The organism is Microbispora sp. NPDC049633, assembly GCF_040675265.1.
Classification (GTDB): Bacteria; Actinomycetota; Actinomycetes; order Streptosporangiales; family Streptosporangiaceae; genus Microbispora; species Microbispora maris.
The window spans coordinates 1-25,939 of record NZ_JBFAOO010000107.1; the positions used below are offsets into that span (position 1 = coordinate 1).

The window sequence follows — 25,939 nt, forward strand, 5'->3', positions numbered from 1 at the left end:
GGCCTCGTTGGCCCGGGCCACCCGCTCCGGCGGGACGGGCGCGGGCCTGCGGCGGGTGTACGGCCGGCCGCGCCGGGCGAAGAACGGCGTGTCGACCACCCCGGGCACCACGGCGGTCACGCCGACCTCCGGCAGTTCGTAGCGCAGGCTCTCGGCGAAGGCCAGCAGGCCCGCCTTGGTCGCGGCGTACACCGCCTCCTCCCGCACGCCGACCACGCCGGCGATCGAGGCGACGTAGACGAGGTGGCCCCGGCCGCGCTCGATCATCCCGGGCAGCAGCAGCCGGGTGAGCTGCAGGTGAGCCGTCAGGTTGACCGCGACCACGCGTTCGGCCGTGCCGCCGGACATCCGCGCGAGCGGCCCGCTCCAGCCCTCGCCCGCGCACGCCACCAGCACGTCCACCCGCCCGGCGCGCACGGCGAGGTCCGCGCCCCGGTCGACGGTGCCGTCGGACAGGTCGGCGGGCAGCGCCTGGCCGCCGGTCCGGGCGGCGACGCCGGCGAGCGCCTCCTCGTCGCGCCCGGACAGCACCAGCCGCGCGCCGCGCGCCGACAGCTCCAGCGCCGTCGCGGCGCCGATGCCCGACGACGCACCCGTGACGAGCACCCGTGCCCCCGCCAGCCGCATCCGCCCCCACCCCCTCGCCCCTGGGTGTACCCGAAACTGCGCACCGTGGAAGAAGGCGCCGCGCGAGCGTGATCGAACAATTGGCGTACGGGCCCGTGATCCCGTGCCGGGCCCGCAGCCCCCTTCTCCGGATCGAGGTTTGCGCATGGCGACCGAAGCGGTTTCCGCATTCCACCCCTCCCGCCGGGGAGGGGAGCTCAACGCCCGGCACCACCGTGCCGCGCTCGGGGTCTTCGCCTTCATCGTCGTGGCCCACTGGGGCGAGCACATCGCCCAGGCCATCCAGGTCTACGTGCTCGGCTGGAGCCTCCCCGAGGCCCGCGGCGTGCTCGGCCTGCCCTTCCCGTGGCTGGTCACGTCCGAGTGGATGCACTACGGCTACGCGCTGCTGATGCTGGTCGGGCTGATCATGCTCAGGCACGGCTTCACCGGCCGGGCCCGCGTCTGGTGGAACGTGTCCCTCGGCATCCAGGTCTGGCACCACTTCGAGCACTTCCTGCTGCTCGTGCAGGCGCTGGCCGGAGCCAACCTGCTGGGCCGCCCGGCGCCGACCAGCATCATCCAGTTGCTGGTGCCGCGCATGGAGCTGCACCTGTTCTACAACACACTCGTGACGATCCCGATGGTCGTCGCGATGATCCTCCACCGTCGTCCCAGCACCGCCGAGCGCGCGCTGATGGCCTGCTCCTGCGCCCCGGCGCTCGCGAGGTGACGGCGTGACGGCCGGACCCGGGGCGGGCCGCCGCTCCCCGTTCTTCACCGCCGTCCTCACGTTCCTCGCGGTCTTCCTGCTCTTCCTGGCCGTGCCGAGCATCGGTCCCGTCGTACGGGCCGCCCGGGCGGACGGCGTCCCCGGGTCCTTCACCGCCCGGCGGGTGGAGTGCGTCCGGCACCCCGGGCACGAGTCCTGCACCTGGACGGGCGACTTCCGCTCGTCCGACGGCGCGGTCCGCAGGACCGGCATCGCGCTGTACGGCGCCGACCGCGAGATGCTGCGCGAGGGGCAGCGGACCCCGGCCGTGGACGTGGGGCGGCAGAACCGGGTCTACGGCCCCGGTGGTTCGATGGAGTGGGTGTTCACCGCACTGCTGCTGCTGGCCGCGCTCGGCATCCTGTACGCCGCGTACAACCGGCCGGTGCGGAACCTGCTCGGCGCCCGCGTCACCGCGACGGCCGGTCGTTGACCGACGAGCCACTCGGGAGGCGTGCCATTCCGCGTCCGACGATCATGATCGTGGGTGACTCGCTCAGCCACGGCCTGGAGGGCGACTACACCTGGCGGTACCGGCTGGCCCGCCACTTCGCCGCGTGCGGCGCGCCCGTGCGGTTCGCCGGGCCGTGGACGGGCACCTGCGCCCTGCCCGACCTGGCGCCCGAGGAGGGCGCCGCCGAGGTGCGCGCGGGGAGCTACCGCCCGGGGATCGCCTTCCCCGGTGACCGGCACCACGCCCGCTGGGGCGGCCTGATGGACGAGGCCAGGGGCGGCGTCGCGGACGCCGTCGCCGCCCATCGGCCCGACCACCTCATGGTCGCGCTGGGATTCAACGACCTGGCCTGGGGCGTGAGCGGCCCCGAGCGGCTGCTGGCCCACGTCGGGGAGTTCGTGCGCCGGGCCCGCGAGGCCCGTCCGGACCTGCGGTTCCTCGTGGCCGACGTCGTCCGGCGCACTCCGCTGCCCCACCTGCCGCACCTGCCGGGGATCGTGGAGACGTACAACGCGCGCCTGCCGGGCGTCCTGGCCGCCTTGTCCACGCCGGACTCCCCCGTCGTCCCCGTCGGCCTCGCGGCCGTCTACGACCCGTACGCCGACACCTACGACGGGCTGCACCCCAACAGCGCCGGCGAGTTCAAGATCGCCAAGGCGTTCGCGGACGCGTACTCCCGGGCCTTCCACGGCGGGCGGCTGAACTTCACCGCGCCGGTTCCCGCCGTCGCCGAGCCGCTGCCGATCCGCCCGCCCGGCGAGCTCGCCGTGGCGGTCCACGGCTCCACGGCCCGGGTCTCCTGGTCGCGGGTCTTCGGCGCGAGCGGCTACTGGCTCGACCTGCGCGACGTGGACGCCGGAACGGGATTCGAGCGCTCGCCGCTGCCGATCGCGGCCTGCGGCTGCGACCTGCGGCTGCCCGGCGAGGGGACCTACGAGGTGCGGGTGAGCGCGGCCCGCGGCGACCAGGAGACCGCGCCGACGAGAGCCGTCCGGTTCGCCTGCCGCGTGCCCGCCGCCTCGCCGGGGCTTTTCCGCGAACCGGTGGACCGCCGACAGTATGACTGGGTAGCCTCCCAAGTATGACCAAGAAGATCACGATCTCCTTGCCGGACGAACTGGCCGACGAGGCGCAGGCGTCCGGCAACGCCTCGGCCTACATCGCCGCGGCGCTGCGGGAGCGGCGGCGCATCCAGGGCGACCTTGCCATCATGGCCGATTTATGGGGGCCGGGCTGGCAGGACGGGATCACCGATGACGAGAGCGCCCGCGCGGCGCGCCTGATGACGGGCGACGCCAAGGCGGACGCCGCGTGACCGACCCCGTCCCACCGGCCGGCGTCCTGTCCGGCCACGTGCTGGACCTCGACGCCGTCGTCCACCTGATCGAGGGCAAGAGCATGTACGGCAGGGCCGTCGTGCGCCAGTCCTCGGCCCACGGCGTCACCCTCCTCGTCCCCGCGCTCGCCGTCCAGGTGCTGTCGCTGGGCCCCGTCCAGCCCCGGCTCGAACGTTTCCTGCGCATGTCGATGGTGGTCACCGGCGCGCTCTCCCCCGACGACGCCGTCGAAGGCGGCCCGTACGCGCAGGCGATCATGGCGAGTCTGCGGCGCCACCGGCCGGCCGCCGCCGACACGCACCTGCCCGACGTCCTGGTGGCCGCCCACGCCGCCGTCCACGCCACCCGCCGCGGCTGGCGGATCATCACGGCGACCCCCTACCTGTACGAGGGCCTCGACATCCGCCTGGAGATCCTCCCCTAGACGTGCGGACGACGGGGCCGCGCCAGCGCCAGCACGCTCAGCCCGAACATCAGGACGCCCAGGGGGAGATGGGCCGACGGCACGTGCGCGATGCCGAGCACGACCTGGACCGAGGCGAGCACGAGGAAGCCGGCCGCGTGCCAGATCGGCCGGGGCGAGCCGCCGCCCGGCTTCCACGCCAGCACCGCCGCGAGCAGGTACAGCATCGACGCCCCGTACATCACGCGGGCTCCGGCACTGTGCAGCGTCTCTCCGTAGGGCGCGGTCAGCAGCAGTCCGGCGGAGACCGCTTGGAGGAAGATGGTCAGGGTCTGCAGGATGATCGCGATCCGCAGGAACGAGAAGGCGCGCTGTGCCGTCGCCGTCTGGGTGGCCATGTCAGGGTCCCCTGTTCCGCCCCGAGGGCAGTAGATCGATATGGTCTCACCAGCCCGACGACGTGGGCCTGCGAAAGGTAAGGCGAAGGAGCCGCCGGGATCATGGGGATGGCTGGGACGAGCATCGACGAGGTGGCCGGCGAGCGGCGCCAACTGATCAACGTCGCCTACCGGTTGCTCGGTTCGCTGGCCGAGGCCGAGGACGCCGTCCAGGAGGCCTACGCGCGCTGGTACGCGCTGCCGCGAAGCCGGCAGGAGGAGATCGTGTCCCCCGGCGCCTGGCTGACGACGGTGACCGGGCGCGTCTGCCTGGACCTGCTCGGCTCGGCCCGGGCCCGGCGGGAACGCTATGTCGGCGCGTGGCTCCCCGAGCCACTGCCCGGGCCGCCACATGAGTCGCTGCATGAGTCGCTGCATGAGTCGCTGCATGGCCGCGCCGGGCGGGACCGCGGCCACGGCGCCGACCCCGCCGACCAGGTGGTCATGGACGAGTCGGTGACCATGGCATTCCTCGTCGTCCTGGAGTCGATGACGCCCGCCGAGCGGGTGGCGTTCGTCCTGCACGACGTCTTCCGCTACCCCTTCGCCGAGATCGCCGGCGTCCTCGGCCGGACCCCCGCGGCCTGCAAGCAACTGGCGGCCTCCGCCCGGCGGCGGGTGACGGCCGCGCGCGCACCGGTGACGGCGGCCCGGCAGGCCGGCGTGGTGCGGCATGTCAAACAGGCGTGGGAGACGAAGGACATCGCGGCCCTCGTCGAGCTCCTCGACCCGGCCGCCGTGATGACCGCGGACGGCGGCGGGATCGCCGGCACCGCGCTGCGCCCGATCGAAGGCGCCGCGCGCATCGCCCAGTACATGGTCGCCATCGCCGGCAAGGCTCCGGGGCTCGAACTCCTGGAGCGGCCGGTCAACGGCGTGCCGGGCCTGGTGGCCCGCAGCGCCGGCGTCGTCATCGCCGTGGCCTCGTTCGATGTCGCCGACGGCCGCGTCGCCCGGATCTGGGCGGTCCGCAACCCGGAGAAGCTGCGGCCGTGGGCGCGCGACGGCTGACACTCCGGTCCCGGCCGGCTCGGGTCCTAGATGAGCCCGCGCTCCATCGCGACGACGACGGCCGCCGCCCTGCTGTCGACGCCGAGTTTGACGAAGACGTGCTTGAGATGCGTCTTCACCGTCGTCTCGCTGATCAGCAGGGCCCTGGCGATCTCCTTGTTCGCCGAACCCCGCGCCACCAGGCGCAGCACCTCCAGCTCGCGCGGGCTCGGCGCCTGCGCCGCGGGCCTGCTCATCAGCGCCGACGCGACCGACGGGGCCAGGACGGCTCCGCCCGCGGCGGCCGTGCGCACCGCCCGGTGCAGTTCCTCACGCGGGGCGTCCTTCAGCAGATAGCCCGCCACCCCGGCGGCCATGGCCCGGGCCACGTCGGCGTCCGTGTCGTAGGTGGTCAGCACGACCACCTTGATCTCCGGGTGGTCCGCCCGGAGCCGCTCGATCGCCCCGACGCCGTCCAGGCCGGGCATGCGAAGGTCCATCAGAACCACGTGCGGCCGCGCCCGCCTGGCCATGGCCAGCGCCTCGAACCCGTCGGACGCCTCCGCCACCACCTCGATGTCCGCCACGTGGTCGAACATCCCGCGCAGTCCGTCGCGGACCACCGGATGGTCGTCGACGATCATCAATTTGAGGGGATCCGCAGGCACAGCGCCGTCCCCTCCCCCGGTGCGGACTCCACGGTCAGCGTGCCCCCGACGCCGCCGGCCCGCTCCCGCATGGCCGCCAGCCCGTACCCCGCGCCGGGCGCGTCCGGGTCGAAACCCACCCCGTCGTCGAACACGTCCAGCGTCACCTCGTCGTCCATGTAGGTCAGCGTGATCGCGACCCTGCCCGCCCGGGCGTGCCTGGCCGCGTTCGACAACCCTTCCTGCGCCGCCCGCAGCAGCGTCGTCTGCACCTCGCCGGGCAGCGGCCGGGGCGTCCCCTCCACCGACACGGCCGCCGCCACCCCCGACGTCCGCGACCACCGCGCGGCCACCTCCGCGAGCGCCGCCTCGGGACCCGCGCCGGCGAGGGGGCCCGGCCGCAGCGCGTCGACCGAGCGCCGCGCCTCCCGCAGGTTGTCGCGCGCCAGCTCCTTGGCCAGCGCGATCCTCTTCCGCACGGCGTCCGGGTCGGGCATCGCCTGCTCAGCCGCCTCCAGCTGGGTGACGATGCCGCTCAGCCCCTGGGCGAGGGTGTCGTGGATCTCCCTGGCCAGCCTCGCCCGCTCCTCCAGCACCCCGATCGTCCGGTTCTGCGCGCTCTGCCGGGACACGTAGTCGACGAACAGCCCGATCACCACGACGAGGCCGGAACTGCCGACGAGCCGCCACAGGGCGCCGGGCTCGTCCAGATGACCTCTGGCGGCGAACGTGCTGAGGACCGTCGCCACCGCCCCCACGTACGACCAGGGGCTCGCCAGCATCAGGTACGGCTGGGGCATGAGCCCGAAGACGACCACGTCGAAGGACCGGTCCCGCATCACCAGCACGATGTAGAGCGCGCAGAGGACCGCCAGGTGGAACGCCATCGGATTCGGCCGCCCGAGCAGACGCGGCCGCCGCGCCACGAAGAAGCCGTGCCAGCCGGCCATGAGCGCGACGATTCCCAGCGTCGGCAAGCCGGGGCCGGCGCCCTCCCCGGACGAGAGGACCAGTCCGAGTGCCAGGCAGGCGTAGTACAGCAGGTGGAAGGCGCGCAGCCAGCGCGCCTCCCAGACGTTCACGTCCTCACTCCCATCGGAACAGCGCGGCGCCGGCGGCCGTGGCCGCCACGATTATCCCCGCCAGGATCAGCAGGGGGAAGATCGCGGCGGTGCCGGACCAGGCGTCCCCCAGGGCGTCCACGGCCGGGGTCAGGGGCAGGAAGTCGCCGATCTGACGCAGCGAGCCGGGCAGGGCCTTCCTGGGCACGGCCGCGCCGGACAGGAAGATCATGGGGAACATGACCAGCATGCCGATCAGGCTCGCGCCCCTGGTGTTGCGCACGACGGCGGCGATCACGAAGCCCAGCGCGCAGACCATCACCGAGCAGAGCAGGAAGGCGGCGGCCAGCATGAGGACGTCGGCGGGGGCCTGCGCGCCGAACACCGTGATCGACACGGCCACCAGCAGCACCGAGCCCGCCAGGGCCGCGGCGACCTGTGCCACCAGCTGGGCGCCGAGCAGCAGAACGGGCGAGATCGGCGTGGTGGCCAGCCGCTTGAGCACCTTGCGCTCGCGGTAGGAGGCCAGCAGGCCCGGCAGCGCGCCCATGCCGCCGATGGCGGCGATCATCGCGAGGTAGCCCGGGACCGCGCCGCCGTCGCCGCGTTTGAGCACCAGCAGCATGAGGGGGAAGGCCACCATGAAGAACAGCGAGGCGGGATCGCGCGACAGCAGCCTGAGCTCGGCGGCCGTCAGAGCCGTGAACGCCTTCATCGGTCCACCCCCTCCAGGGCCATGTAGGCCTCTTCCAGCGAGGCGGTACCGGTCCGGGCGATGAGCTCGGCCGGGGTGCCCGACGCCTCCACGCGGCCGCGGGCGAAGACGGCGACCCTGTCGCAGAGCGCCTCGACCTCGTCGAAGTAGTGGCTGACCAGCACCACGGTGGTGCCCGCCGTCCTCAGGTCGCCGATCAGCCGCCAGGTCTCCCGGCGCGCGATCGGATCCAGGCCCGTGGTCAGCTCGTCGAGCACGACCACCTCCGGGTCGCCGACCATGGCGAGCGCGAGCATCAGCCGCTGCTTCTGTCCACCCGACAGGTCGCCGAACGCCTTACGCGCCAGCGGCCGCAGGCTCCAGCGATCCATCACTCCCCGCCAGTCGGCCGCGTCGCGGTAGAGGGAGCCGAACATGCGCAGCGCCTCGGCCACCTTCATCCGCTCGGGCAGCGAGCTGTCCTGCAGCTGCACGCCCAGGCGCTGGGCCAGAGCCCGCCGCCGGCGCGCCGGATCCTCGCCGAGCACGCGGACCGTGCCCGCGTCGGCTCGCCTGAGCCCGATCAGGCACTCCACGGTCGTCGTCTTGCCGGCGCCGTTGTGGCCGACGATCCCGAACGTCTCACCGGCCCGGACCGCGAACGTCGCCCCGTCCACGGCGTGGGTGCCCCCGTACGTCTTGCGGAGGTCTGTCACCTCGATGGCTTCCATGCCTCGAGATTCCCGGCGGCGCCGTTCGCGCGGCATCACCCGACACGTCGCCCGGTATCCCCCGTTCGAAGGATGGCGACGCGTCATCGCAGGTCAGGGGGTACTGCCGGACAGGCCGGGGTACCAGCAGGGCATGGCCGGCCTTCCGGCGTACGCGCCGATGATGGCCCAGCTCGGGCGGCTGCCCGAGCCCGAGGGCGACTACGCGCACGAGATGAAGTGGGACGGGGTCCGCGCCCTCGGATACGTCGAGGACGGCGCGCTGCGGCTGATCTCCCGCAACGGCAGGGACATCACCGCCGCCTACCCCGAGCTCGCCGGGCTCGCCGACGCCACGGGCGGCCAGGCGGCGGTGCTCGACGGGGAGATCGTGGCCTTCGACGAGCAGGGCAGGCCGTCGTTCGGGGCGCTGCAGCCGCGCATGCACCAGCGCAACCCGCTCAAGATCAGGCAGCTCGTGGTCACCACGCCCGTGACGTACCTGCTGTTCGACGTGCTGCACGTCGGCGCCGCCACCGTGATCGCGATGCCCTACACCGAGCGGCGGCGCCGCCTCGACGACCTCGTCCACGCCGGCCGCCACTGGGCCGTCCCGCCCCACTACACGGACGGGGGCGAGCACGCGCTCGCCGACTCCCGGCGGATGGGGCTGGAGGGCGTGGTGGCCAAGCGGCTCGCCTCCCCCTACCGTCCCGGCCGCCGCTCCCCCGACTGGGTGAAAGTCAAGAACGTCCGTACGCAGGAGGTCGTCGTCGGCGGCTGGCGGGCCGGAGAGGGCCGCCGCGCGAACACCGTCGGCTCGCTGCTCGTCGGCGTGAACGACGACGGCGGGCGCCTGCGGTACGCCGGGAGCGTCGGCACCGGGTTCACCGACGAGGCCCTCCGGCGGCTCGGCGAGCGCCTGGCCCCGCTGCGGCGGGACACCTCTCCGTTCGAGGGGATCACCCGTGAGGAGGCCAGGGGCGGCCGGTGGGTGGACCCGGTCCTGGTCGGCGAGGTGCAGTTCGCCGAATGGACCGGCGAGGGGCGGCTGCGCCATCCCTCCTGGCGGGGCCTGCGCGACGACAAGGACCCCGGCGAGGTCGTCCGCGGGGAGGGATGACCGCGCCGGGTCACGTCGGATCACGCGACGCCAGCACGCCGAGCAGCACCGCGCCCGTGAGGAACGCGACGTTGTGCGCGTACTTCGCCACCGGCGCGACCTCCCCGAGCGGGGCCGCGAAGAACCCGACGGCCGCACGCGCGGTCAGGGCTCCGGCGGCGAGCGCGGCGGTGTGGCGGACGGTCCACCCGGGCGACCGGGCCAGACGGGCGGCGACCGCTCCGCACAGGGCGATCACCGCGAGCCCGGCCGCGACCCCGGCCCAGGTGGACGGCAGGAGATCGAAGACCAGACCCGCGACCAGGCCGCCCGCCGCCACGATGACCGGCCGGGGCGGAGCGCCCTCCCGCACGGCATCGTGGCGTGCGGAACGGTGCCGTGCTCGCCGGCTCAGCGCGAAGAGGACGAGCAGCGCGACGGCGGCCAGCGATCCCCCGATCTGGGCGGCCGAGGCGTGGTCGTCCTCGGTCCGCAGGTGGTCGCGCAGGACCAGCGCCGCCGCCGCGAGGTAGAGCACCGCGGCCGTCACCAGGCCGGGCGCCCGCAGCCAGGGCGTACGCGACAGCCGGGGGTGCAGCCCCTCCGTCAGCGCGATCGGCACGCCGAAGCTCCAGACCGCGTGGCCCGCGACGAACGACAGCGTGGTGTGCGCCGCCAGTCCCAGCGGCGCGACGTACGTCGGGCGGACCATCTCCTCCCAGTACGGGATGTCCCGATAGCCCCCGCTGAACAGGGACTGGTCGACGACGCCGGCCTGCAGCACGCCGAAGGCCGCCGCGAGGGCGAGGATCGCCGGCCAGCCCAGGCCCAGGCGGCGGGCCGTCTCACGGATCAGCAGCGCGGGCGCGCCGTACAGCGGGCCGAAGATCAGCAGTCCGGCGGCGAGCGCGAGCGGGTCGCCCGTGCTGTCGTCGTAGCCGGTGACGTACTCGGCGCACAGCGGCGCCAGCGCCAGGAGCCCGGCCGCCATCGCAAGACGCCGCGGATCAGGCTTGGTCATCGTGACTCCAGGCGGCGGCGAGCACGACCGCGCCGACGACCGCGACGAGCAGGTTGGCGTAGATCTCGTAGCCGGTCAGGAAGTCCAGGCGCGGGATGACCTGGCGGTTGAAGACGTTGAGTATCGCGCCCCAGAACGGCTGCACGGCCAGGTGGTCGATGGTCCCGCTGATGCCCGCGGCGACCAGGAACGCCCCGGCGAGTCGGATGACGTTGCGCATGACGCCGACGCTAGGGACCGGCGGACCCGCCGGGGATCGGGCGTCGGCATCCTCCCGTCCGCCTGAGGTCGTCTGCGCACGGCGTGCCCGCCGGCCGAAGTCGGACGGCGCCCGACTTCGGTATCGTCTTCGCCGCACGGCAGTGAGGACGCCCTCCGCCGGGTCGTACGCTGCGGGGGTTATGGATCCCTCCGCCGCCCCACGGCACCGGCGAACCCGGCGCGACTGGCTCGTGGACACGGCGATGTTCGTGCTCGCCGTCGCCTTCGGCTTCTACACGTCGGTGGAGCGCCTGCACGCCGCGCCCCTGCCGCCGGCGTGGCTGTTCACCCTCGACCAGCTCGTGAGCATGCTCGGCTGCGCGGCGCTGTGGCTGCGCCGCAGATGGCCGGTCGGGCTCGCGGTGACGCTCGTCGCGCTGTCGGCCGTCTTCGAGATGATCGCGGGCCCGATGCTGGCCGCGCTCTTCTCCGTCGCGGTCCACCGCCGCCCGCGGACCTCCGGAATGGTGTTCGGGCTCAGCGTCCTCGCCGCGGTCGTCTTCACCTTTCTGCGCCCCGATCCGGACCTGCCGCCGCTCGCGCTGCTGACGCTGGGCCTGGCCCTTCAGGGCGCGGCGGTCGGCTGGGGGCTGTTCGTCCACCACCGGCGCCGCCTCGTGCTGGCCCAGCGCGACCGCGTGGCCCGGATGGAGACCGAGGCGAGGCTGCGGGCCGAGCACGCGCAGCACCAGGTCCGCGAGGCCCTCGCCCGAGAGATCCACGACGTGCTCGGCCACCGGCTGTCGCTGCTGAGCGTGCACGCGGGGGCGCTGGAGTTCAACCCCGGCGCCGACCCCGCCGACGTCGCCCGCGCGGCGCGGGTGATCAGGGAGAGCGCCCACCAGGCATTGCAGGACCTGCGCGAGGTGATCGGCGTGCTGCGCGCCCCGACCGGCGAGCCGTCCGCGCCCGCGGGGGCCGGCCTGCCCGCTCTCGCCGACCTGCAGCGGCTCGTCGCGGAGTCGGGTCAGGCGGGCATGCGGATCGAGCTGTGCGACGACCTCGGCGCGCACGAGACCGTCCCGGACCGGACGGGCCGCACCGCCTACCGCGTCGCGCAGGAGGCCCTGACCAACGCCCGCAAGCACGCCCCAGGGGCGCCCGTCCGCCTGCGGCTGACGGGCGCGCCCGGCGAGGGCCTGACGGTCGAGGTGGTCAACGACGCCCCCGCCGCCCCCACCGCCGACGTCGTCGTCGCGCCGGACGCCGCCGGTGGGGGCCACGGCCTCACCGGCCTCGCCGAGCGGGTCACGCTGGCGGGGGGACGGCTGGAGCACGGGCCCGTGCCTCGCGACGGCGACGGGGGCCCGGGTGGCTGGCGCGTGCGGGCCTGGCTACCGTGGCCTACGTGATCACGCCAGCAGCCGCGCCGATCGGCGTGCTCATCGCCGACGACGACCCCCTGGTCCGGGCCGGCCTGGTGATGATGCTCGGCGGCGCCCCCGACATCCGTGTCCTCGCCCAGGCCGGGGACGGCGCCGAGGTCCTGCCGTTGGCCGCCCGGCACCGCCCCGACGTGGTGCTGATGGACATCCGGATGCCCGTCATGGACGGCCTGGCCGCCACCGAGGCGCTGCGCGCCCGCGACGGCGCGCCCGAGGTGATCGTGCTGACCACCTTCGACGCCGACGAGCACGTGCTGCGCGCCCTGCGCGCGGGCGCCGCCGGGTTCCTGCTCAAAGACACCCCGCCCGGCGAGATCGTCGACGCCATCCGCCGGGTGGCCGCCGGGCATCCGGTCCTGTCGCCGGCGGTCACCCGGCGGCTCATCGCCCGGGTGGCCGAGGACGGCCAGGACCGGCGGCGGGCCCGGGCCGCCGAGCGCCTGACGCTGCTCAACGACCGGGAGCGGGAGGTCGCGGTGGCGGTCGGCCGGGGCAGCCCGAACGCCGAGATCGGCGCCCGGCTCCACCTGAGCGTCCCCACCGTGAAGACGCACGTGTCGAGCATCCTCGCCAAGCTCGGCCTCAACAACCGCGTCCAGATCGCCCTGCTCGTCCACGACGCCGGGCTGCTCGACGATACGACACAATGATCACCACATGGACGCCGCGGGCGCTGGCCGCCGAGATCCTGCCCGGCTCCCGATACCGCCGCCATCCCCTGTGGCGCTACAGCGTCGTCTGGCGCGAACCCGGGGACTGAGCTACCCGACGCGGTACGGCTCGGCCACGTCGTCGCGCAGCCTCAGGCCGTGGCCGGGCGCGTCCGCCGGGCGCACCGCGCCGCCCGTGGGATCGGCCGCGCCCTCGAACAGGTCGCCCTCGATGCGCACGTGGTCGTGGAACCACTCCATGTGGCGCAGGTTCGGCGTCGCCGCGGCGACCGGCGCGTGCAGGTTGGGCGCGCAGTGCGCCGACACCTCCAGCCCGTGCCCGGCGGCGATCGCGGCCGCGCCCGACCAGCCCGTGTAGCCGCCGCAGCGGGTGGCGTCGATCTGCAGGCAGTCGACCGCGCCGGCCGCGCACATGCGGGTGAAGTAGACGAGGTCGCCGCCGTACTCGCCGGCCGCGACGTCGGCGTCGGCCCGCTCGCGCACCAGGCGCAGCCCGGCCAGGTCGTCGGAGGACACCGGCTCCTCGAACCACCGCACGTCGTGGTCGCGCATCCGGCGCTCCATCCGCACGGCCTGTTTCGCGCTGTAACCGCCGTTGGCGTCCACGTACAGCTCCGCGGACTCCCCGACGACGCGGCGGGCGAGCGCGACGCGGTGCAGGTCGCGGGCGGGCGCCGTGCCGGCGGACTCCCCGATCTTGATCTTCACGCGGGGAATGCCCTGCTCGTGCGCCCAGCGCGCGAGCTGCTCGGTCGTGACGTCGTCGTCGTAGGTGGTGAACCCGCCCGAGCCGTACACGGGCACGTGCTCCCTGGCCAGGCCGAACAGGCGGGCGAGCGGCACGTCCAGCAGCCGGGCCTTGAGGTCCCAGAGCGCGACGTCGACCGCGGAGACCGCGTAGCCGGCGACGCCCGTGCGGCCCGCGTTGCGCACGCGGCGGACCATCGCGGCCCACAGGCACGGCACGTCCATCGGGTCGCCGCCCCGCACCACCGGCGCGAGCAGGTCCGTGACGACCGTCGCCGCGGCGGCCGGCGCGTAGGTCCAGCCGAGCCCGGCCGCCTCGTCCGCGTCGGCGCGGACCACCACGATCGTGGTCGCGTCCCAGCTCAGCGTGCCGTCGGCCTCCGGGCGGTCGGTCGGCACGCGGTACGCCGACACACGGAGGTCCCTGATCACGGCCGTCCCCTACCCGGGCATGACCCTCCGACTCTGGCCCAAGGGAAAGATTTTCCATGTGGTGAGTGTTCGGCTTCCCATTCCCCGGGCAGCGCGGCCTACATGACGGAAATCGCCTCCGAAGTACTCATCAGACGGCTCGCCGACTGGGGTGTCGACACCGTCTTCGGGCTTCCCGGTGACGGCATCAACGGCATCATGGAGGGGCTGCGCCGCCAATCCGACCGCGTCCGGTTCGTGCTGGTGCACCACGAGGAGGCGGCCGCGTTCATGGCCGCCGCGCACGCGAAGGCCACCGGCCGCATCGGCGTGTGCCTGGCCACCTCGGGCCCCGGCGGCATCCACCTGCTCAACGGCCTGTACGACGCCAAGCTCGACCACCAGCCCGTGCTGGCCATCACCGGGATGCAGGAGACCAGCGTGCTGGGCACCGGCTACCAGCAGGAGGTCCACCTCGACCGGGTGTTCGAGGACGTGACCGAGTACAACCTGGTGGTGGACAACCCCGCGCAGCTGCCCGGGGTGGTGGACATCGCGATCCGCACGGCCTACGCCCGGCGCGGGGTCGCCCACCTGTGCCTGCCCAACGACGTGCAGGTGGCCCCCGCCGACGCCGACCCCTACCAGCACGTCGCCCCCGCGCGCCCGCCCGCGACCGCCCCCGTCTACCTGTCCCCGCCCGGCGTGCCGCGCGCCGACGACCTGACGGCCGCCGCCGAGGTGCTGAACGCGGCCCGGCGGCCCGCGATCCTCGCCGGAGCCGGCGCCCTGCACGCCCGCGCGGAGGTGCTGGCCGTCGCCGAGACGCTGGGCGCCCCCGTGATCAAGACGCTGCCCGGCAAGGCGGTCATCCCCGACGACTCGCCGTACGCCGTGGGCGGGATCGGCCTGCTCGGCACCAGGCCCGGCGAGGAGCTGGTCGAGGACTGCGACACCCTGCTGATGGTCGGCACCAACTTCCCCTACACCAAGCACCTGCCCGAGCCCGGCAAGGTCCGGGTCGTGCAGATCGACGCCGACCCCGCCCGCGCGGGCGTGCGCATGCCGACCGAGGTGCCGATGATCGGGGACGCCAAGGAGGGGCTGGCCGCGCTGCTGCCGCTGCTGAACCGCAACGACGACCGGGCGCACCTGGAGAAATACCAGAAGGCCATGGCCGGGTGGCGGGAGAACATGACCGCCCTGGAGAACCCCGGGCGCAGCCCGATCGCCCCGCAGTACCTGATCGGCTGCGTGGACCGGGCCGCCTCCGACGACGCCATCCTCACCTGCGACTCCGGCACGATCGCCACCTGGGCGGCCCGGCACTGGACGATCCGCGGCGACCGGGAGTTCTACCTGTCGGGCAACCTCGCCAGCATGGCGCCCGGCCTGCCGTACGCGATCGCGGCGCAGCTCGCCCACCCCGGCCGGCAGGTGATCGCGTTCATCGGCGACGGAGGGTTCGCGATGCTCATGGCCGAGTTCCTGACCGCCGCCCGGCTCGGCCTGCCGATCACGGTGGTGGTGAACAACAACGGCTCGCTCGGCCAGATCCTGTGGGAGCAGATGGTGCTGGGGTTCCCCGAGCACGGGGTCAGGTTCGGCGCGCCGACCTCCGACTTCTCCGCCTGGGCCCGCTCCTGCGGCGGGTACGGCCGCAAGGTCACCGACCCGGCCGAGGTGGACGAGGCCGTACGGCAGGCCCTCGCGCATCCGGGACCGGCGCTCGTGGACGTCGACGTCGACCCGAACGAGCCGCCCATGCCGGGCAAGGTCGCCCGCGACCAGGCGGTCAAGTTCGCCGAGGCGTTCCTCAAGGGGCAGCCGCACAAGGCGGCCATCGCGACGACGCTGTTCAAGGACAAGATCTCTCAACTGGGGCGGTGACGCCATGACCGGCCAGGTGCTCCTTCCCCCGCCGGTGACGGCCCGGCCGCGACAGCCGTACGTGCGGCTGCGCGACCTGGAGCGGGACCTCGCCGCCCGGGTGGACGGCGAGGTCAGGTTCGACCCGGGCAGCCGGGGCGCCTACTCCACCGACGGCTCGAACTACCGGCAGGTGCCGCTCGGGGTGGTGGTGCCGCGCACGGTGGACGCGGCGGCCGAGGCGATCGCGGTCTGCCGGGAGCACGGCGCGCCCGTCACCTCGCGGGGCGGCGGGACGAGCCTGGCCGGTCAGACCTGCAACGCCGCCGTGGTGATCGACTGGTCCAAGTACTGCCACCGGCTGGTGTCGGTGGACGCCGCGGCACGCACCTGCGTGGTCGAGCCCGGAATCGTGCTCGACGTGCTGAACCGGCTGCTGGCCGGCATCGGCCTGATGTTCGGGCCGCGCCCGTCCACGCACTCCCAGTGCACGCTCGGCGGCATGATCGGCAACAACTCCTGCGGCTCGACCGCCCAGGCGTACGGCAAGACCGCCGACAACGTCGCGCGGCTGGAGATCCTCACCTACGACGGGCAGCGCATGTGGGTCGGGCCGACCTCCGACGAGGAGTTCGGCCGGATCGCCGCCGAGGACGGGCCGCGGGGGCGGATCTACCGTGAGCTGCGGGCCATCGTGGACGAGCACGCCGGCGAGATCCGCCGGCGCTTCCCCGACATCCCCCGCCGGGTGTCCGGCTACAACCTCGACCAGCTCCTGCCCGAGGCCGGGTTCGACCTGGCCAGGGCGCTGGTCGGGTCCGAGGGCACGCTGGTCACCGTGCTGCGGGCCGAGCTGTGCCTGGTGCCCGCGCCCGAGGCGGAGTGCCTCGTCCTGCTCGGCTACCACGACATCGGCGTGGCCGCCGACGCCGTGACGCGCATCGCGCGGTACGGCCCGCTCCAGCTGGAGGGGGTGGACGACAAGCTCGTGGACTTCGAGCGGCGCAAGCACATGCATCCCGACGTCCTCACGCGGCTGCCCGAGGGCGGCGGCTGGCTCATGGTCTCCTTCGGCGGCGGCTCCCAGGAGGAGGCGGACGCGAAGGCCCGCGACCTGCTGGAGGACCTGAAGAACAGCGAGCACGCCCCGCACGTCGCCTTCTTCGACGACGCGAAGACCGAGAAGAAGCTGTGGGAGGTCCGCGAGTCCGGGCTCGGCGCCACCGCGCGCGTTCCCGGGATGCACGAGACGTGGGAGGGCTTCGAGGACTCCGCCGTCCCGCCCGACCGGCTCGGGGACTACCTGCGCGACCTGCGCCGCCTGTTCGAGGAGTTCGGCTACGGCGACGCCTCCCTGTACGGGCACTTCGGGCAGGGCTGCGTGCACACCCGCATCCCGTTCGACCTGGTGACCGCCGACGGGGTGGCGGCCTTCCGGGCCTTCCTCGAACGGGCCGCCGACCTCGTCATCTCCTACGGCGGCTCGCTGTCGGGCGAGCATGGCGACGGGCAGGCCAGGGGCGAGCTGCTGCCGAGGATGTTCGGGCCCGACGTCATGGCCGCGTTCGAGCGGGTCAAGGCCGTCTTCGACCCCGGCGACCGGATGAACCCGGGCAAGATCGTCGCGCCGTACAAGCTGGACGAGAACCTGCGGCTCGGCCCCGAGTGGACGCCCGCCGACCCGCCCGTCCACTTCGGCTACCCGGACGACGAGGGCAGCTTCCAGCGGGCCGTCATGCGGTGCGTCGGGGTCGGCAAATGCCGCGAGCACACCGGCGGGGTGATGTGCCCGTCCTACCGGGCCACCGGCGAGGAGGAGCACTCCACCCGCGGACGCTCCCGGCTGCTGTTCGAGATGCTGAACGGCCACGCCGACTCCGCGGTGCGGGGCGGCTGGCGTTCGGTCGCCGTGCGCGACGCCCTCGACCTGTGCCTGGCCTGCAAGGGGTGCAGGCACGACTGTCCCATGCAGGTCGACATGGCGACGTACAAGGCCGAGTTCCTCGCCCAGCACTACGCCCGGCGGATCCGACCGGCCGACCACTACGCGATGGGGTGGCTGCCGGTGTGGGCCCGTGTGGCCGCGCTCGCCCCTGGGGTGGTCAACGCACTGGCGCACGCGCCCCTGCTGTCCGGGCCGGCCAAGCGCCTGGCGGGGCTCGAACCGGCCCGGCCGGTGCCGGACTTCGCACCGGCCCGTTTCCGCGACTGGTACCGGGCGCGCGGGCCCCGGGCGGGGGGCGAGCGCGGGCCCGTAGTGCTGTGGCCGGACACCTTCACCGACAACTTCCATCCCCACGTCGGCCGCGCCGCCGTGGAGGTGCTGGAGTCGGCGGGCTACCGCGTGCTGATCCCGCCGGGCACGCTGTGCTGCGGGCTGACCTGGATCTCGACCGGCCAGCTGGGCGTGGCGCGGCGGGTGCTGCGGCGCACCGTGCGGACCCTCGCCCCGGCGTTGCGCCGCGGCATCCCGATCGTCGGGCTGGAGCCGAGCTGCACGGCGGTGTTCCGCGCCGACGCGCCCGAGTTGTTCGCCCACGACCGGGACTTCGCCCGGCTGCGCGAGCAGACCAGGACCCTCGCCGAACTGCTCGGCGAGGCCGACGGCTGGGACCCGCCCCGGATCGACCGGGACGCCGTCGCGCAGCCGCACTGCCATCACCACTCCGTGCTCGGCTTCGGCGCCGACCTGGCCCTGCTGGCCCGCGCCGGGGTGCGGGCGAAGACGGTGGGCGGCTGCTGCGGCCTCGCCGGGAACTTCGGCTTCACCGCCGGCCACCTGGAGGTCTCGATGACCTGCGCCGAGCACGAGATCCTGCCCGCGATCCGCGCCGCCGGCGCCGGGACGCTCGTCCTCGCCGACGGGTTCAGCTGCCGTACGCAGATCGAGCAGGCGGGGGTGGGACGCCGGGCGGTCCACCTGGCGGAGCTGCTCGCGGCCGGGGTGCGCGGCACCCCGCTGGGCGACCTTCCCGAGTGCCGCGTCGCGCGCAGGCCCGGCCCGGCGCGGGTCCTGGGGACGCGATGAGCGCCGAGATCGTGGAGGAGGCCGACCCCGCGCTCGAGGAGGACGCCTGGTCGGTCGAGGAGGCCTCCCTCGCCCTGGTGGAGATGACCCTCACCGCGGTGACGCGCGGCGCCGGCCTGTCGGTCACCCAGTTGCGGGTGCTGCTCGCGGTCGACCGGCACGGCCCGCTGAACCTGAGCGGGCTCGCCGGCCTGCTGGGCATGTCGGTCTCGGCCACCGGCCGCCTCGTGGCCCGTCTGCACACCGCCGGACTGCTGACGCGCCTGCTGTCCCCGCACAGCCGCCGCGAGGTCAGCATCGACGTCACGGACAGCGGCAGACACTCGCTCGAACGCATCCGTGCGGCGCGCCGCGGGCACATCGCGGCCGCGCTGCGCCGTCTGCCGCCGGACAGCCGCCGTACGCTCGCGCGCACGTTGCGCGAACTCACCGCGGCGGCGTCGGACGACCCCGGCACAGGCGGCCGCGACTGACACCGGGAGAGGAGTCCCGCATGCGTGCCCTCACCGTCGTCCCGCACCGCGCCCGTTCGATGGCGCTGACCGAGGTCCCCGATCCCGAGCCGGGGCCGGCCGACCTCCTCGTGGAGGGCCTGTCCGTCGGGATCTGCGGAACGGACAGGGAGATCGCGGCCGGCGACTACGGCTGGCCCCCGCCCGGCCGGGAGCGGCTGGTCATGGGGCACGAGTCCCTCGGCCGCGTACGGCAGGCCCCGCCCGGCTCCGGCTTCGCGCCGGGAGACCTCGTCGTGGGTCTGGTGCGAAGGCCGGACCCGGTGCCGTGCGGAGCCTGCGCGCGCGGCCAGTTCGACATGTGCCGCAACGGCCGATACGTCGAGCGGGGCATGAAGGAACGCGACGGCTACGCCAGCGACCTGTGGTGCGTGGACAAGGCTTACGCCGTTCGGATCGCCCCCGGGCTCGACATGGACGGGGTGCTGCTGCAACCGGCCTCGGTGGTCGCCAAGGCGTGGGAGCAGGTGGACAAGGTGGGGGCACGTGCCTGGTTCGAGCCGCGGACTGCGCTGGTCACCGGCGCCGGGCCGTTCGGCCTGCTCGCCGCGCTGCTCGGCGTCCAGCGCGGCCTCGCCGTGCACGTCCTCGACCACGTCACCGCCGGACCCAAGCCCGGCCTCGTCGCCGACCTCGGCGCGGCCTACCACACGGGGGACGTGGAGGATGTGGTGGCCTCCATCCGGCCGGACGTGGTCATCGAGGCCACCGGCGCGGCCGAGATCGTCTTCGGCGCCATCGCCGCGACCGGGCCGTACGGAATCGTCTGCCTGACCGGGGTCACCCCGGGCGGCCGGCGCATCACGGTGGACGCCGGGGCGCTCAACCGCGAGATCGTCCTGGAGAACGAGGTGGTCATCGGCACCATCGACGCCAATCTCAGCCACTATGTGACGGGAGCCGGCGCCCTCGCCGAGGCCGACCCCGGCTGGCTCGCCCGGCTGATCACCCGGCGGGTGCCGCTGCACCGCTTCGCCGAGGCCTTCGACCGCCGGGAGGACGACGTCAAGGTGGTGCTCACCCTCGACTGAGGGACGGGTCTAGCGGTCGCGGCCGGCGGCCAGGCGGGCGAGAGCCTCGAGGCCCGCCGTCGCCCCGGGCGCGAGGTCCGCCGACCGCAGCGCCTCCAGCGCCTCCGACAGCAGGTCGTCGACCCTGGCGAGGCTCCACGCCCGCGCGCCCGCCTCCTCCACCAGCCGCGCCGCCCGCGGAAGGTCGGTCTGCGCGAGCGGCCGGCGGTACAGCACGGCGAGAGCGCCGCCCGCCCGTGTCCCCGACGTCAGCGCGGCGACGATCGGCAGGGACTTCTTCCGGTTACGCAGGTCAGAGTGGACCGGTTTGCCGGTGACGGCCGGGTCGCCCCAGATGCCCAGCAGATCGTCGACGAGCTGGAACGCCAGGCCCACGCGATCACCGAACACGCGCAGGGCGGCCACCTGCTCGACGGTGGCGCCCCCGTGCAGCCCGCCCAGGGCGCACGCGCAGCCGAACAGCGCGCCCGTCTTGCCCTCCGCCATACGCACGCACTCCCCCAGGCCCACGTCCGCGCGCCGCTCGAAGCCGAGGTCGGCGCTCTGGCCGTCCAGCAGCGACTGGACGCAGCGGGCCAGCGCCCGCGTGCTCTCGGCGGGCCTGCCTCCCCCCGCGAGCACGGTGAAGGCCAGTGCCAGCAGGGAGTCGCCGGCCAGGATCGCCTCGGCACGGCCGAAGACGTTCCAGACCGTCGGGCGGTGGCGGCGGAGTGTGTCGCCGTCCATCACGTCGTCGTGCACCAGGGAGAAGTTGTGCACCAACTCGACCGCGACGGCCGCCGGCAGCGCCGCGTCCGCGTCTCCCCCGGCGCCCTCCGCCGCCAGCAGCGTGAACGCGGGCCGCAGGACCTTGCCCCCGCCCGCCCGCACCGGCCGCTCCCGCGCGTCCCACCATCCGAAGTGGTATCCCGCCACCCTGCGCATCGACGGAGGCAGGGTGCCGACCGCATGGCGCAGGGCGGGTTCCACCAGGTCGCGCGTCCGGGCGAGCACGTCCTCCGCGGTCCGCACTCCCGCTGCCACCGGTTCCGTCACGCTCCCACCACCTCGGGCTCGAGTGGACCCACAGGCCGGCTGGACTTGTCGGCATACCCCGGCCGTCACCTCACGACACGTGGACGAGGTCAGGCAAGCGCCCGGCAACAAACAATGCGGTGATCACTTCCGGGAAGTGCTTTGCGGAAGTCAATGTGGGAGGCTTCGCGCAATGAAACTCCCATGTACGGCCTCTCGCTGTCCACCTTCGACTAACCAGGGTCGATGAGAGCGCGTTGGCGCGGAGCAAGAGCGTCGAGATTGGGCCAGGTGCCCTGGTTCTGGCCAGGTTCGCACCTGTCTGATGGTACCCCTGGCACTGCTGGCGAGCAGGCTCTCAATGCGCATAGGAGACTATTAGGTCAAGTACGGCGTTCGCCGTATCGTCCTTTTTAGAGCGACGCATAATGAGCTGCCGTTGACCTTCGGACACGACGCCCTCAAGGACCCCAAGAAAGCCGAGTCCATCTTTGCATTTTTCCTCGTCCGGCCAGGACTCGACAATAATGCGGCGCGCCTGTTGTATCGCTTGCTCCGCGTCGATCACATATGCGTACTCCGGCCCACCCGGAAGCGTCTGCCGGGTCAAGTCGACACCACATCGGAAGTCCACGTCCCGGAAGTCCAAGCCGCTAAGGTCGTTTCCATCGTAACGATTCACGCGACGAGGAAGATATTCGGGGGTTCTACCCCAAAACTGTCCCTGCTTTACCACCCCGGAGAAGACGCAGTCTATGAAGTCCGTGGCCGTACACATGAGCTTCTTCATGGACACGTTACGGAATGAACATCTGACGAACCTGGCGCGATTCCCTACGGAGGAGTCGATGGAGATGCCATCGAAAACACAGTCCTCATACAGAGAGTCCGACTCGCCTACACCAAAAGAGGCATCCTTGATCACCATATTACTGAAGTTGCAGTCCCTGAATTGCGAATCGTCTGACGTAAATGCGTCGACTCGTCGACCGGAGAAGTCCATCCCGCGGACGCATTTCCGTTCGAACCACAACTGTGTAGGTGGGGTGCTCGAGTACCCGACGATGTGCGCCCTGATACCGCCGATATCCATGCCCGCCGCTCCCTCTGCGTAACCTCTAGACCGTATAGTTAAATGTCGATTCGACTAGAGTGTCGTTATCAAGCTGACAGCGATCGCCTTCAAGGGAACTCCTCTCGCCTGGCACGACACATCGCCCTGGCTAATGCGTACGTAGCTGAGGGTCGGGAGCTGCCCTAAATGTCATCCGACTTTCGGAGCATGTTTTAAAAGTAGCATCGAGATCGGCCGGCGGGAACCCCGTGTGCGGAATCCACGCTTTCCCGAGGGCGGCGGAACGGCATGATGGGGCAATGTCCCGACCGCCCGCAGCGCACGGCCGCACCGGCCGGCCACCCCTGACCTCCCGTACGCAGATCGTGACGGCGGCCCGCCGGCTCATTCCCGCCCGCTTCGCCGGATCGGCGCAGGCATTCGACCTCGGCGCATCACAGCTGTCGGTGATGAGTCATCACATGCTGCAGGCGAGCTGACCCGCGACGCTCATTCACCGGTCGAATCCGGCGGTTTTCAGGCGGTGGCCGCTTGACGCAGGCGGGACGGGATGTTGCCTTCCAGCCCGGGCAACTGCTCCTCATCGATCCCTCCCGGCCGTTGCGCATGTGGCGGGCAGGCCCTGTTGTCGCTGATCCACGATTTCATCAGGCAACGGCTCGGCGACCCGGACCTGACCCCGGAAACGATCACCGCGGCAGGAAGGGACCCTTCGGTGGCCGCGCCGTCGCGGCTCTAACGTTGTGTCCCGTGCAGGAGAACATGCAGGAGATGGTCCTGCGGCCGTTGGGCCGCGGTGGCATTCAGGTCACCCCGATGGGCCTCGGGCTCGCCGCGCTCGGCCGTCCCGCGTACATCACGCTCGGCCGAGACGCCGACCTCGGCGGCGACCGTGACGTGGCGGCGATGCGGGCGCGCACGTGGGAGGTGCTGGACGCCGCGTGGGCGGCGGGCGTGCGCTACGTCGACGCGGCCCGCTCCTACGGCCTGGCGGAGGAGTTCCTCGCGGGCTGGCTGGCCGACCGGGGCATCCGGCCCGAAGAGATCGCGGTCGGCTCGAAGTGGGGCTACGAGTACGTCGGCGGCTGGCGGATGGACGCCGGCCGCCACGAGGAGAAGGACCTGTCCGCCGAGCGGCTGCGCCGCCAGCTCGGCGAGACCCGCGAGCTGCTCGGCGGTCATCTGTCGCTCTACCAGATCCATTCGGCCACCGTCGAAAGCGGCGTGCTCGACGACGAGGAGGTCCTCGGGGAGCTGCGGGCACTGCGCGCGGAGGGCGTCGCGGTCGGCCTGTCCACCACCGGTCCGCGCCAGGCCGCGACCATCGAGAAGGCGGTCGCGACCGGGCTCTTCGACACCGTCCAGTCGACGTGGAACCTGCTGGAGCGCTCCGCGGGCCAGGCCCTGGCCCGGGCGCACGCCGCCGGCCTGGGCGTGATCGTCAAGGAGGGCGTGGCCAACGGCAGGCTGACCGACCGCGGCGCGCCGCCGGCGTTGGCGCGCGCGGCACGCGAACGCGGCATCACCCCCGACGCCCTGGCGCTCGCCGCCGTGCTCGCCCGCCCGTGGGCCGGGGTCGTGCTGAGCGGCGCGGCCACGACCGCTCAGCTCGCCGAGAACCTGACGGCGCTCGCCGTTACCTGGGACGACGAGGCCGAGCAGGCGTTCGCCGCGCTGGCGGAGGACGCCGAGACCTACTGGGCCCGCCGCGCCGCCCTCCCCTGGACCTGACGTCAGCTCAGGAACTCGCCGTCCCTGAGCTCCAGCACGCGGTCGGCCAGGCCGACCAGGCCCGCGTCGTGCGTGGCCACCAGCGCCGTGACGCCCTCGCCCCGGACGAGCACCCGCAGCAGCTCCATGATCTGGCGGGCGGTCTGGGAATCGAGCTGACCGGTCGGCTCGTCGGCGAGGAGCAGGCGGGGCCGGTTGGCCAGAGCCCTGGCGATGGCCACGCGCTGCTGCTGGCCGCCGGACAGCTCGTACGGCCGCTGCTCGGCGTGATCGGACAGCCCGACCAGGGACAGCAGCATCTTCACCCGCTCCTCCCTGTCCTTGGCGGGAACCCGCGCCAGCCGCAGCGGCACGCCCACGTTCTCGGCGGCCGACAACACCGGGATCAGCCGGAACGACTGGAAGACGAACCCGACGACGTCGCGGCGCAGCCGCAGCAGGCCCTCCTCGGGCAGCTCGGGCACCGGCTGCCCCGCCACCCGCACCCGCCCCTCGTCGGGCCGGTCCAGGCCGCCGACCAGGTTGAGCAGCGTCGTCTTGCCCGCGCCGGAACGACCGCGGATCGCGACCAGCTCGCCGGGATGAGCCTCGAAGGAGACCCCTCGCAGCGCGCGCACGCCCTTGGGGTAGGTCTTGCGCAGGCCCTCGACGACGACCAGCGGCTCACTCATTCGTCTCTTCCTCTGTGTCGTCGCCGCTGCCCGAGGGCCAGACCCCGATGTGGTCGCGTTCGAGCTCCAGGCGCACCCGGTGCTCCATCGACAGGGCGTTGATGAACTCCCTCGGCAGCTGCAGGCGCCCGGCCCGGTCGAGCACCGCGTACTCCTCGGCGACCACCCTTCCGTCGGAGGAGGTGCGGCGGAACGTCTCGCTGGAGGTGCGGCCGTCCCGGATGCCGATGGTCCGGTCGACCTGCTCCGACACCATCGGGTCGTGCGTCACGACGACGGTCGTGACGCCGAGCTCCCGGTTGGCGTGGCGGAGCACGCCGAAGACCGTCTCGGCGTTCTCGCTGTCCAGCTCACCGGTGGGCTCGTCGGCGAGCACCACCTCGGGCGCGTTGGCGAGGGCGACGGCGACGGCCACCCGCTGCTGCTCGCCGCCGGACATCTCCCCGGGCCGCCGGTCGGCGCGGTCCGTCATCCCCGTCAGCTCCAGCAGCTCGTCCGTACGGGCCGACCTGGCCACCCGGGACGTGCCGCCGGCCAGCCGCATGGGGAGCATGACGTTCTCCCGGGCGGTGAGGTACGGCAGCAGGTTTCGGGCGGTCTGCTGCCAGACGAAGCCCACGATCGAGCGCCGGTAGCGGAGGCGGTCGCGCGCGGTCATGGACAACAGGTCGATCCCGGCGACCCGGGCCAGCCCGGCCGTCGGCACGTCGAGCCCCGACAGGATGTTGAGCAGCGTCGACTTGCCCGATCCCGAGGCCCCGACGATCGCCACCAGCTCACCCCGGCCGATGAGCAGGTCGAGGCCCTGCAGGGCGACCACCTCGACCGCGGCGGACCCCTCGGTCTTGTAGATCCGTACGAGGTTGTCGCACAGGATGTGGGCGTCCGCGCCGAACGCGGGACCGCCCCGCGTGGCCCGGGCCTCCAGGTCAGCCAGCGTGTCCACGGCTTCCTCCCAGGTAGGCGCCCGTGAGGGCGACGGCGGCGACCCCGGCGGCGAGAGCGCCGGCCACGACGCAGGGCAGGACGGGCAGCGACGCGGCGGCCGCGAGGGCGCCGTGGCGCCCGCCCGCGTACGCCGACAGGTCGATCCCGGGCCCGAGCAGCGCGGGCATGGCGAGACCGGCCGCCAGCCCGGCGACGGCGGTCAGGACGAGCAGCGGGGCCGCCTCCAGGACGGTGATCAGGCCGGCCTGCCTGCGGCTGAGGCCGAGGGCGCGCAGCAGGCCGAGGTCCTCCGCCCGCCGGGCCGCGCCTCCGGTGAGGGCGATCGCGACGGCCGCCAGCGCGTACGCGGCC

Annotated in this window: 29 protein-coding genes; 15 read left to right on the top strand and 14 right to left on the bottom strand. The window is 73.2% G+C overall.

Translation table 11 applies throughout. The features are described from left to right. On the bottom strand, positions 1 to 627 hold a 627-nt coding region (locus AB0J39_RS24860), incomplete at its 3' end, for an SDR family NAD(P)-dependent oxidoreductase (RefSeq protein WP_363468662.1). 145 nt (positions 628 to 772) lie between these two features. On the opposite strand from AB0J39_RS24860, the gene AB0J39_RS24865 reads away from it, so the two are divergent. The 5 genes from AB0J39_RS24865 to AB0J39_RS24885 are packed head-to-tail and all read left to right on the top strand — an operon-like array spanning position 773 to position 3,593. Further along, a complete protein-coding gene (locus AB0J39_RS24865; RefSeq protein WP_346226669.1) occupies positions 773 to 1,339 on the top strand; it encodes a hypothetical protein in 567 nt (188 codons plus the stop codon). 4 nt (positions 1,340 to 1,343) lie between these two features. Continuing rightward, positions 1,344 to 1,811, top strand: coding sequence for a hypothetical protein (locus AB0J39_RS24870; RefSeq protein ID WP_363468664.1), 468 nt, complete (start codon positions 1,344 to 1,346; stop codon positions 1,809 to 1,811). Between the two features lie 50 nt (positions 1,812 to 1,861). Continuing rightward, positions 1,862 to 2,917 (top strand): GDSL-type esterase/lipase family protein, encoded by a 1,056-nt coding sequence (locus AB0J39_RS24875; protein ID WP_363468666.1) that lies wholly within the window; start codon positions 1,862 to 1,864, stop codon positions 2,915 to 2,917. Continuing rightward, complete coding sequence (locus tag AB0J39_RS24880) at positions 2,914 to 3,147, top strand: hypothetical protein (RefSeq protein WP_030508053.1); 234 nt, start codon at positions 2,914 to 2,916, stop codon at positions 3,145 to 3,147. Before AB0J39_RS24875 ends, AB0J39_RS24880 begins: the two co-directional genes overlap by 4 nt. Then, a complete protein-coding gene (locus AB0J39_RS24885; RefSeq protein ID WP_363468667.1) occupies positions 3,144 to 3,593 on the top strand; it encodes a hypothetical protein in 450 nt (149 codons plus the stop codon). The genes AB0J39_RS24880 and AB0J39_RS24885 overlap by 4 nt, the downstream gene beginning before the upstream one ends. Here AB0J39_RS24885 and AB0J39_RS24890 read toward each other — a convergent pair. Beyond that, positions 3,590 to 3,970 carry a hypothetical protein gene (locus AB0J39_RS24890; protein WP_363468669.1) on the bottom strand — a complete coding sequence of 127 codons (381 nt, stop codon included), beginning with the start codon at positions 3,968 to 3,970 and terminating at the stop codon, positions 3,590 to 3,592. The genes AB0J39_RS24885 and AB0J39_RS24890 overlap by 4 nt on opposite strands. 102 nt (positions 3,971 to 4,072) lie before the next feature. Between AB0J39_RS24890 and sigJ the strand changes: the two genes are divergently transcribed. After that, entirely contained in the window at positions 4,073 to 5,020 is a 948-nt protein-coding gene (sigJ, locus tag AB0J39_RS24895; protein WP_363468671.1) for an RNA polymerase sigma factor SigJ, read from the top strand. Positions 5,021 to 5,046: 26 nt separating this feature from the next. On the opposite strand, the gene AB0J39_RS24900 is transcribed toward sigJ, so the two are convergent. From AB0J39_RS24900 to AB0J39_RS24915, 4 genes are read right to left on the bottom strand one after another with little or no spacing between them, the layout of a single operon-like run. Further along, positions 5,047 to 5,643, bottom strand: a complete 597-nt coding sequence (locus tag AB0J39_RS24900; protein WP_363468673.1) for a response regulator transcription factor — start codon at positions 5,641 to 5,643, stop codon at positions 5,047 to 5,049. Continuing rightward, entirely contained in the window at positions 5,643 to 6,728 is a 1,086-nt protein-coding gene (locus tag AB0J39_RS24905; protein WP_363468675.1) for a sensor histidine kinase, read from the bottom strand. Before AB0J39_RS24905 ends, AB0J39_RS24900 begins: the two co-directional genes overlap by 1 nt. A 4-nt stretch (positions 6,729 to 6,732) precedes the next feature. Continuing rightward, on the bottom strand, positions 6,733 to 7,422 hold the full coding sequence (locus AB0J39_RS24910) for an ABC transporter permease (protein ID WP_363468677.1): 690 nt from the start codon (positions 7,420 to 7,422) through the stop codon (positions 6,733 to 6,735). Then, the gene (locus tag AB0J39_RS24915; RefSeq protein WP_363468679.1) at positions 7,419 to 8,132 is read right to left on the bottom strand and encodes an ABC transporter ATP-binding protein; all 714 of its coding nucleotides are present in this window, start codon (positions 8,130 to 8,132) and stop codon (positions 7,419 to 7,421) included. Before AB0J39_RS24915 ends, AB0J39_RS24910 begins: the two co-directional genes overlap by 4 nt. A gap of 133 nt (positions 8,133 to 8,265) precedes the next feature. On the opposite strand from AB0J39_RS24915, the gene ligD reads away from it, so the two are divergent. Further along, a complete protein-coding gene (gene ligD, locus AB0J39_RS24920; protein ID WP_363468681.1) occupies positions 8,266 to 9,234 on the top strand; it encodes a non-homologous end-joining DNA ligase in 969 nt (322 codons plus the stop codon). A 10-nt stretch (positions 9,235 to 9,244) separates the two neighbouring features. Here ligD and AB0J39_RS24925 read toward each other — a convergent pair whose 3' ends face one another. Then, positions 9,245 to 10,234 (bottom strand): hypothetical protein, encoded by a 990-nt coding sequence (locus AB0J39_RS24925; protein ID WP_363468682.1) that lies wholly within the window; start codon positions 10,232 to 10,234, stop codon positions 9,245 to 9,247. Continuing rightward, positions 10,221 to 10,454: a hypothetical protein gene (locus AB0J39_RS24930; protein ID WP_363468684.1), complete on the bottom strand. Its 234-nt coding sequence runs from the start codon at positions 10,452 to 10,454 to the stop codon at positions 10,221 to 10,223. Before AB0J39_RS24930 ends, AB0J39_RS24925 begins: the two co-directional genes overlap by 14 nt. A gap of 181 nt (positions 10,455 to 10,635) precedes the next feature. Here AB0J39_RS24930 and AB0J39_RS24935 point away from each other — a divergent pair, with 181 nt between their 5' ends. Further along, positions 10,636 to 11,847 (top strand): histidine kinase, encoded by a 1,212-nt coding sequence (locus AB0J39_RS24935; RefSeq protein ID WP_363468686.1) that lies wholly within the window; start codon positions 10,636 to 10,638, stop codon positions 11,845 to 11,847. Further along, a complete protein-coding gene (locus tag AB0J39_RS24940; protein WP_363468688.1) occupies positions 11,844 to 12,530 on the top strand; it encodes a response regulator transcription factor in 687 nt (228 codons plus the stop codon). Before AB0J39_RS24935 ends, AB0J39_RS24940 begins: the two co-directional genes overlap by 4 nt. 111 nt (positions 12,531 to 12,641) lie before the next feature. On the opposite strand, the gene AB0J39_RS24945 is transcribed toward AB0J39_RS24940, so the two are convergent. Next, the gene (locus AB0J39_RS24945; RefSeq protein ID WP_363468689.1) at positions 12,642 to 13,730 is read right to left on the bottom strand and encodes an enolase C-terminal domain-like protein; all 1,089 of its coding nucleotides are present in this window, start codon (positions 13,728 to 13,730) and stop codon (positions 12,642 to 12,644) included. 102 nt (positions 13,731 to 13,832) lie between these two features. Between AB0J39_RS24945 and AB0J39_RS24950 the strand changes: the two genes are divergently transcribed. The 4 genes from AB0J39_RS24950 to AB0J39_RS24965 are packed head-to-tail and all read left to right on the top strand — an operon-like array spanning position 13,833 to position 20,149. Further along, a complete protein-coding gene (locus AB0J39_RS24950; RefSeq protein ID WP_363468691.1) occupies positions 13,833 to 15,599 on the top strand; it encodes a thiamine pyrophosphate-dependent enzyme in 1,767 nt (588 codons plus the stop codon). A gap of 4 nt (positions 15,600 to 15,603) precedes the next feature. Beyond that, positions 15,604 to 18,606 carry an FAD-linked oxidase C-terminal domain-containing protein gene (locus AB0J39_RS24955; RefSeq protein ID WP_363468693.1) on the top strand — a complete coding sequence of 1,001 codons (3,003 nt, stop codon included), beginning with the start codon at positions 15,604 to 15,606 and terminating at the stop codon, positions 18,604 to 18,606. After that, positions 18,603 to 19,079 (top strand): MarR family transcriptional regulator, encoded by a 477-nt coding sequence (locus tag AB0J39_RS24960; RefSeq protein ID WP_363468694.1) that lies wholly within the window; start codon positions 18,603 to 18,605, stop codon positions 19,077 to 19,079. The genes AB0J39_RS24955 and AB0J39_RS24960 overlap by 4 nt, the downstream gene beginning before the upstream one ends. Positions 19,080 to 19,099: 20 nt before the next feature. Continuing rightward, complete coding sequence (locus AB0J39_RS24965; RefSeq protein WP_363468696.1) at positions 19,100 to 20,149, top strand: glucose 1-dehydrogenase; 1,050 nt, start codon at positions 19,100 to 19,102, stop codon at positions 20,147 to 20,149. A 9-nt stretch (positions 20,150 to 20,158) separates the two neighbouring features. On the opposite strand, the gene AB0J39_RS24970 is transcribed toward AB0J39_RS24965, so the two are convergent. Further along, positions 20,159 to 21,184, bottom strand: coding sequence for a family 2 encapsulin nanocompartment cargo protein polyprenyl transferase (locus AB0J39_RS24970; protein WP_363468698.1), 1,026 nt, complete (start codon positions 21,182 to 21,184; stop codon positions 20,159 to 20,161). 337 nt (positions 21,185 to 21,521) lie between these two features. After that, the gene (locus tag AB0J39_RS24975; RefSeq protein WP_363468699.1) at positions 21,522 to 21,953 is read right to left on the bottom strand and encodes a hypothetical protein; all 432 of its coding nucleotides are present in this window, start codon (positions 21,951 to 21,953) and stop codon (positions 21,522 to 21,524) included. A gap of 584 nt (positions 21,954 to 22,537) precedes the next feature. On the opposite strand from AB0J39_RS24975, the gene AB0J39_RS24980 reads away from it, so the two are divergent. Together AB0J39_RS24980 and AB0J39_RS24985 are read left to right on the top strand one after the other, a co-directional pair. After that, the gene (locus tag AB0J39_RS24980; protein WP_363468701.1) at positions 22,538 to 22,717 is read left to right on the top strand and encodes a hypothetical protein; all 180 of its coding nucleotides are present in this window, start codon (positions 22,538 to 22,540) and stop codon (positions 22,715 to 22,717) included. Between the two features lie 271 nt (positions 22,718 to 22,988). Beyond that, positions 22,989 to 23,969 carry an aldo/keto reductase gene (locus tag AB0J39_RS24985; protein WP_363468703.1) on the top strand — a complete coding sequence of 327 codons (981 nt, stop codon included), beginning with the start codon at positions 22,989 to 22,991 and terminating at the stop codon, positions 23,967 to 23,969. 2 nt (positions 23,970 to 23,971) lie between these two features. On the opposite strand, the gene AB0J39_RS24990 is transcribed toward AB0J39_RS24985, so the two are convergent. From AB0J39_RS24990 to AB0J39_RS25000, 3 genes are all read right to left on the bottom strand, one after another. Next, positions 23,972 to 24,640 (bottom strand): ABC transporter ATP-binding protein, encoded by a 669-nt coding sequence (locus tag AB0J39_RS24990; protein WP_363468705.1) that lies wholly within the window; start codon positions 24,638 to 24,640, stop codon positions 23,972 to 23,974. Next, positions 24,633 to 25,586 carry an ABC transporter ATP-binding protein gene (locus AB0J39_RS24995; RefSeq protein WP_363468707.1) on the bottom strand — a complete coding sequence of 318 codons (954 nt, stop codon included), beginning with the start codon at positions 25,584 to 25,586 and terminating at the stop codon, positions 24,633 to 24,635. The genes AB0J39_RS24990 and AB0J39_RS24995 overlap by 8 nt, the downstream gene beginning before the upstream one ends. After that, positions 25,570 to 25,939 (bottom strand): FtsX-like permease family protein (locus AB0J39_RS25000; protein ID WP_363468708.1); only part of this gene is annotated, 370 nt, incomplete at its 5' end. The genes AB0J39_RS25000 and AB0J39_RS24995, both read right to left, overlap by 17 nt.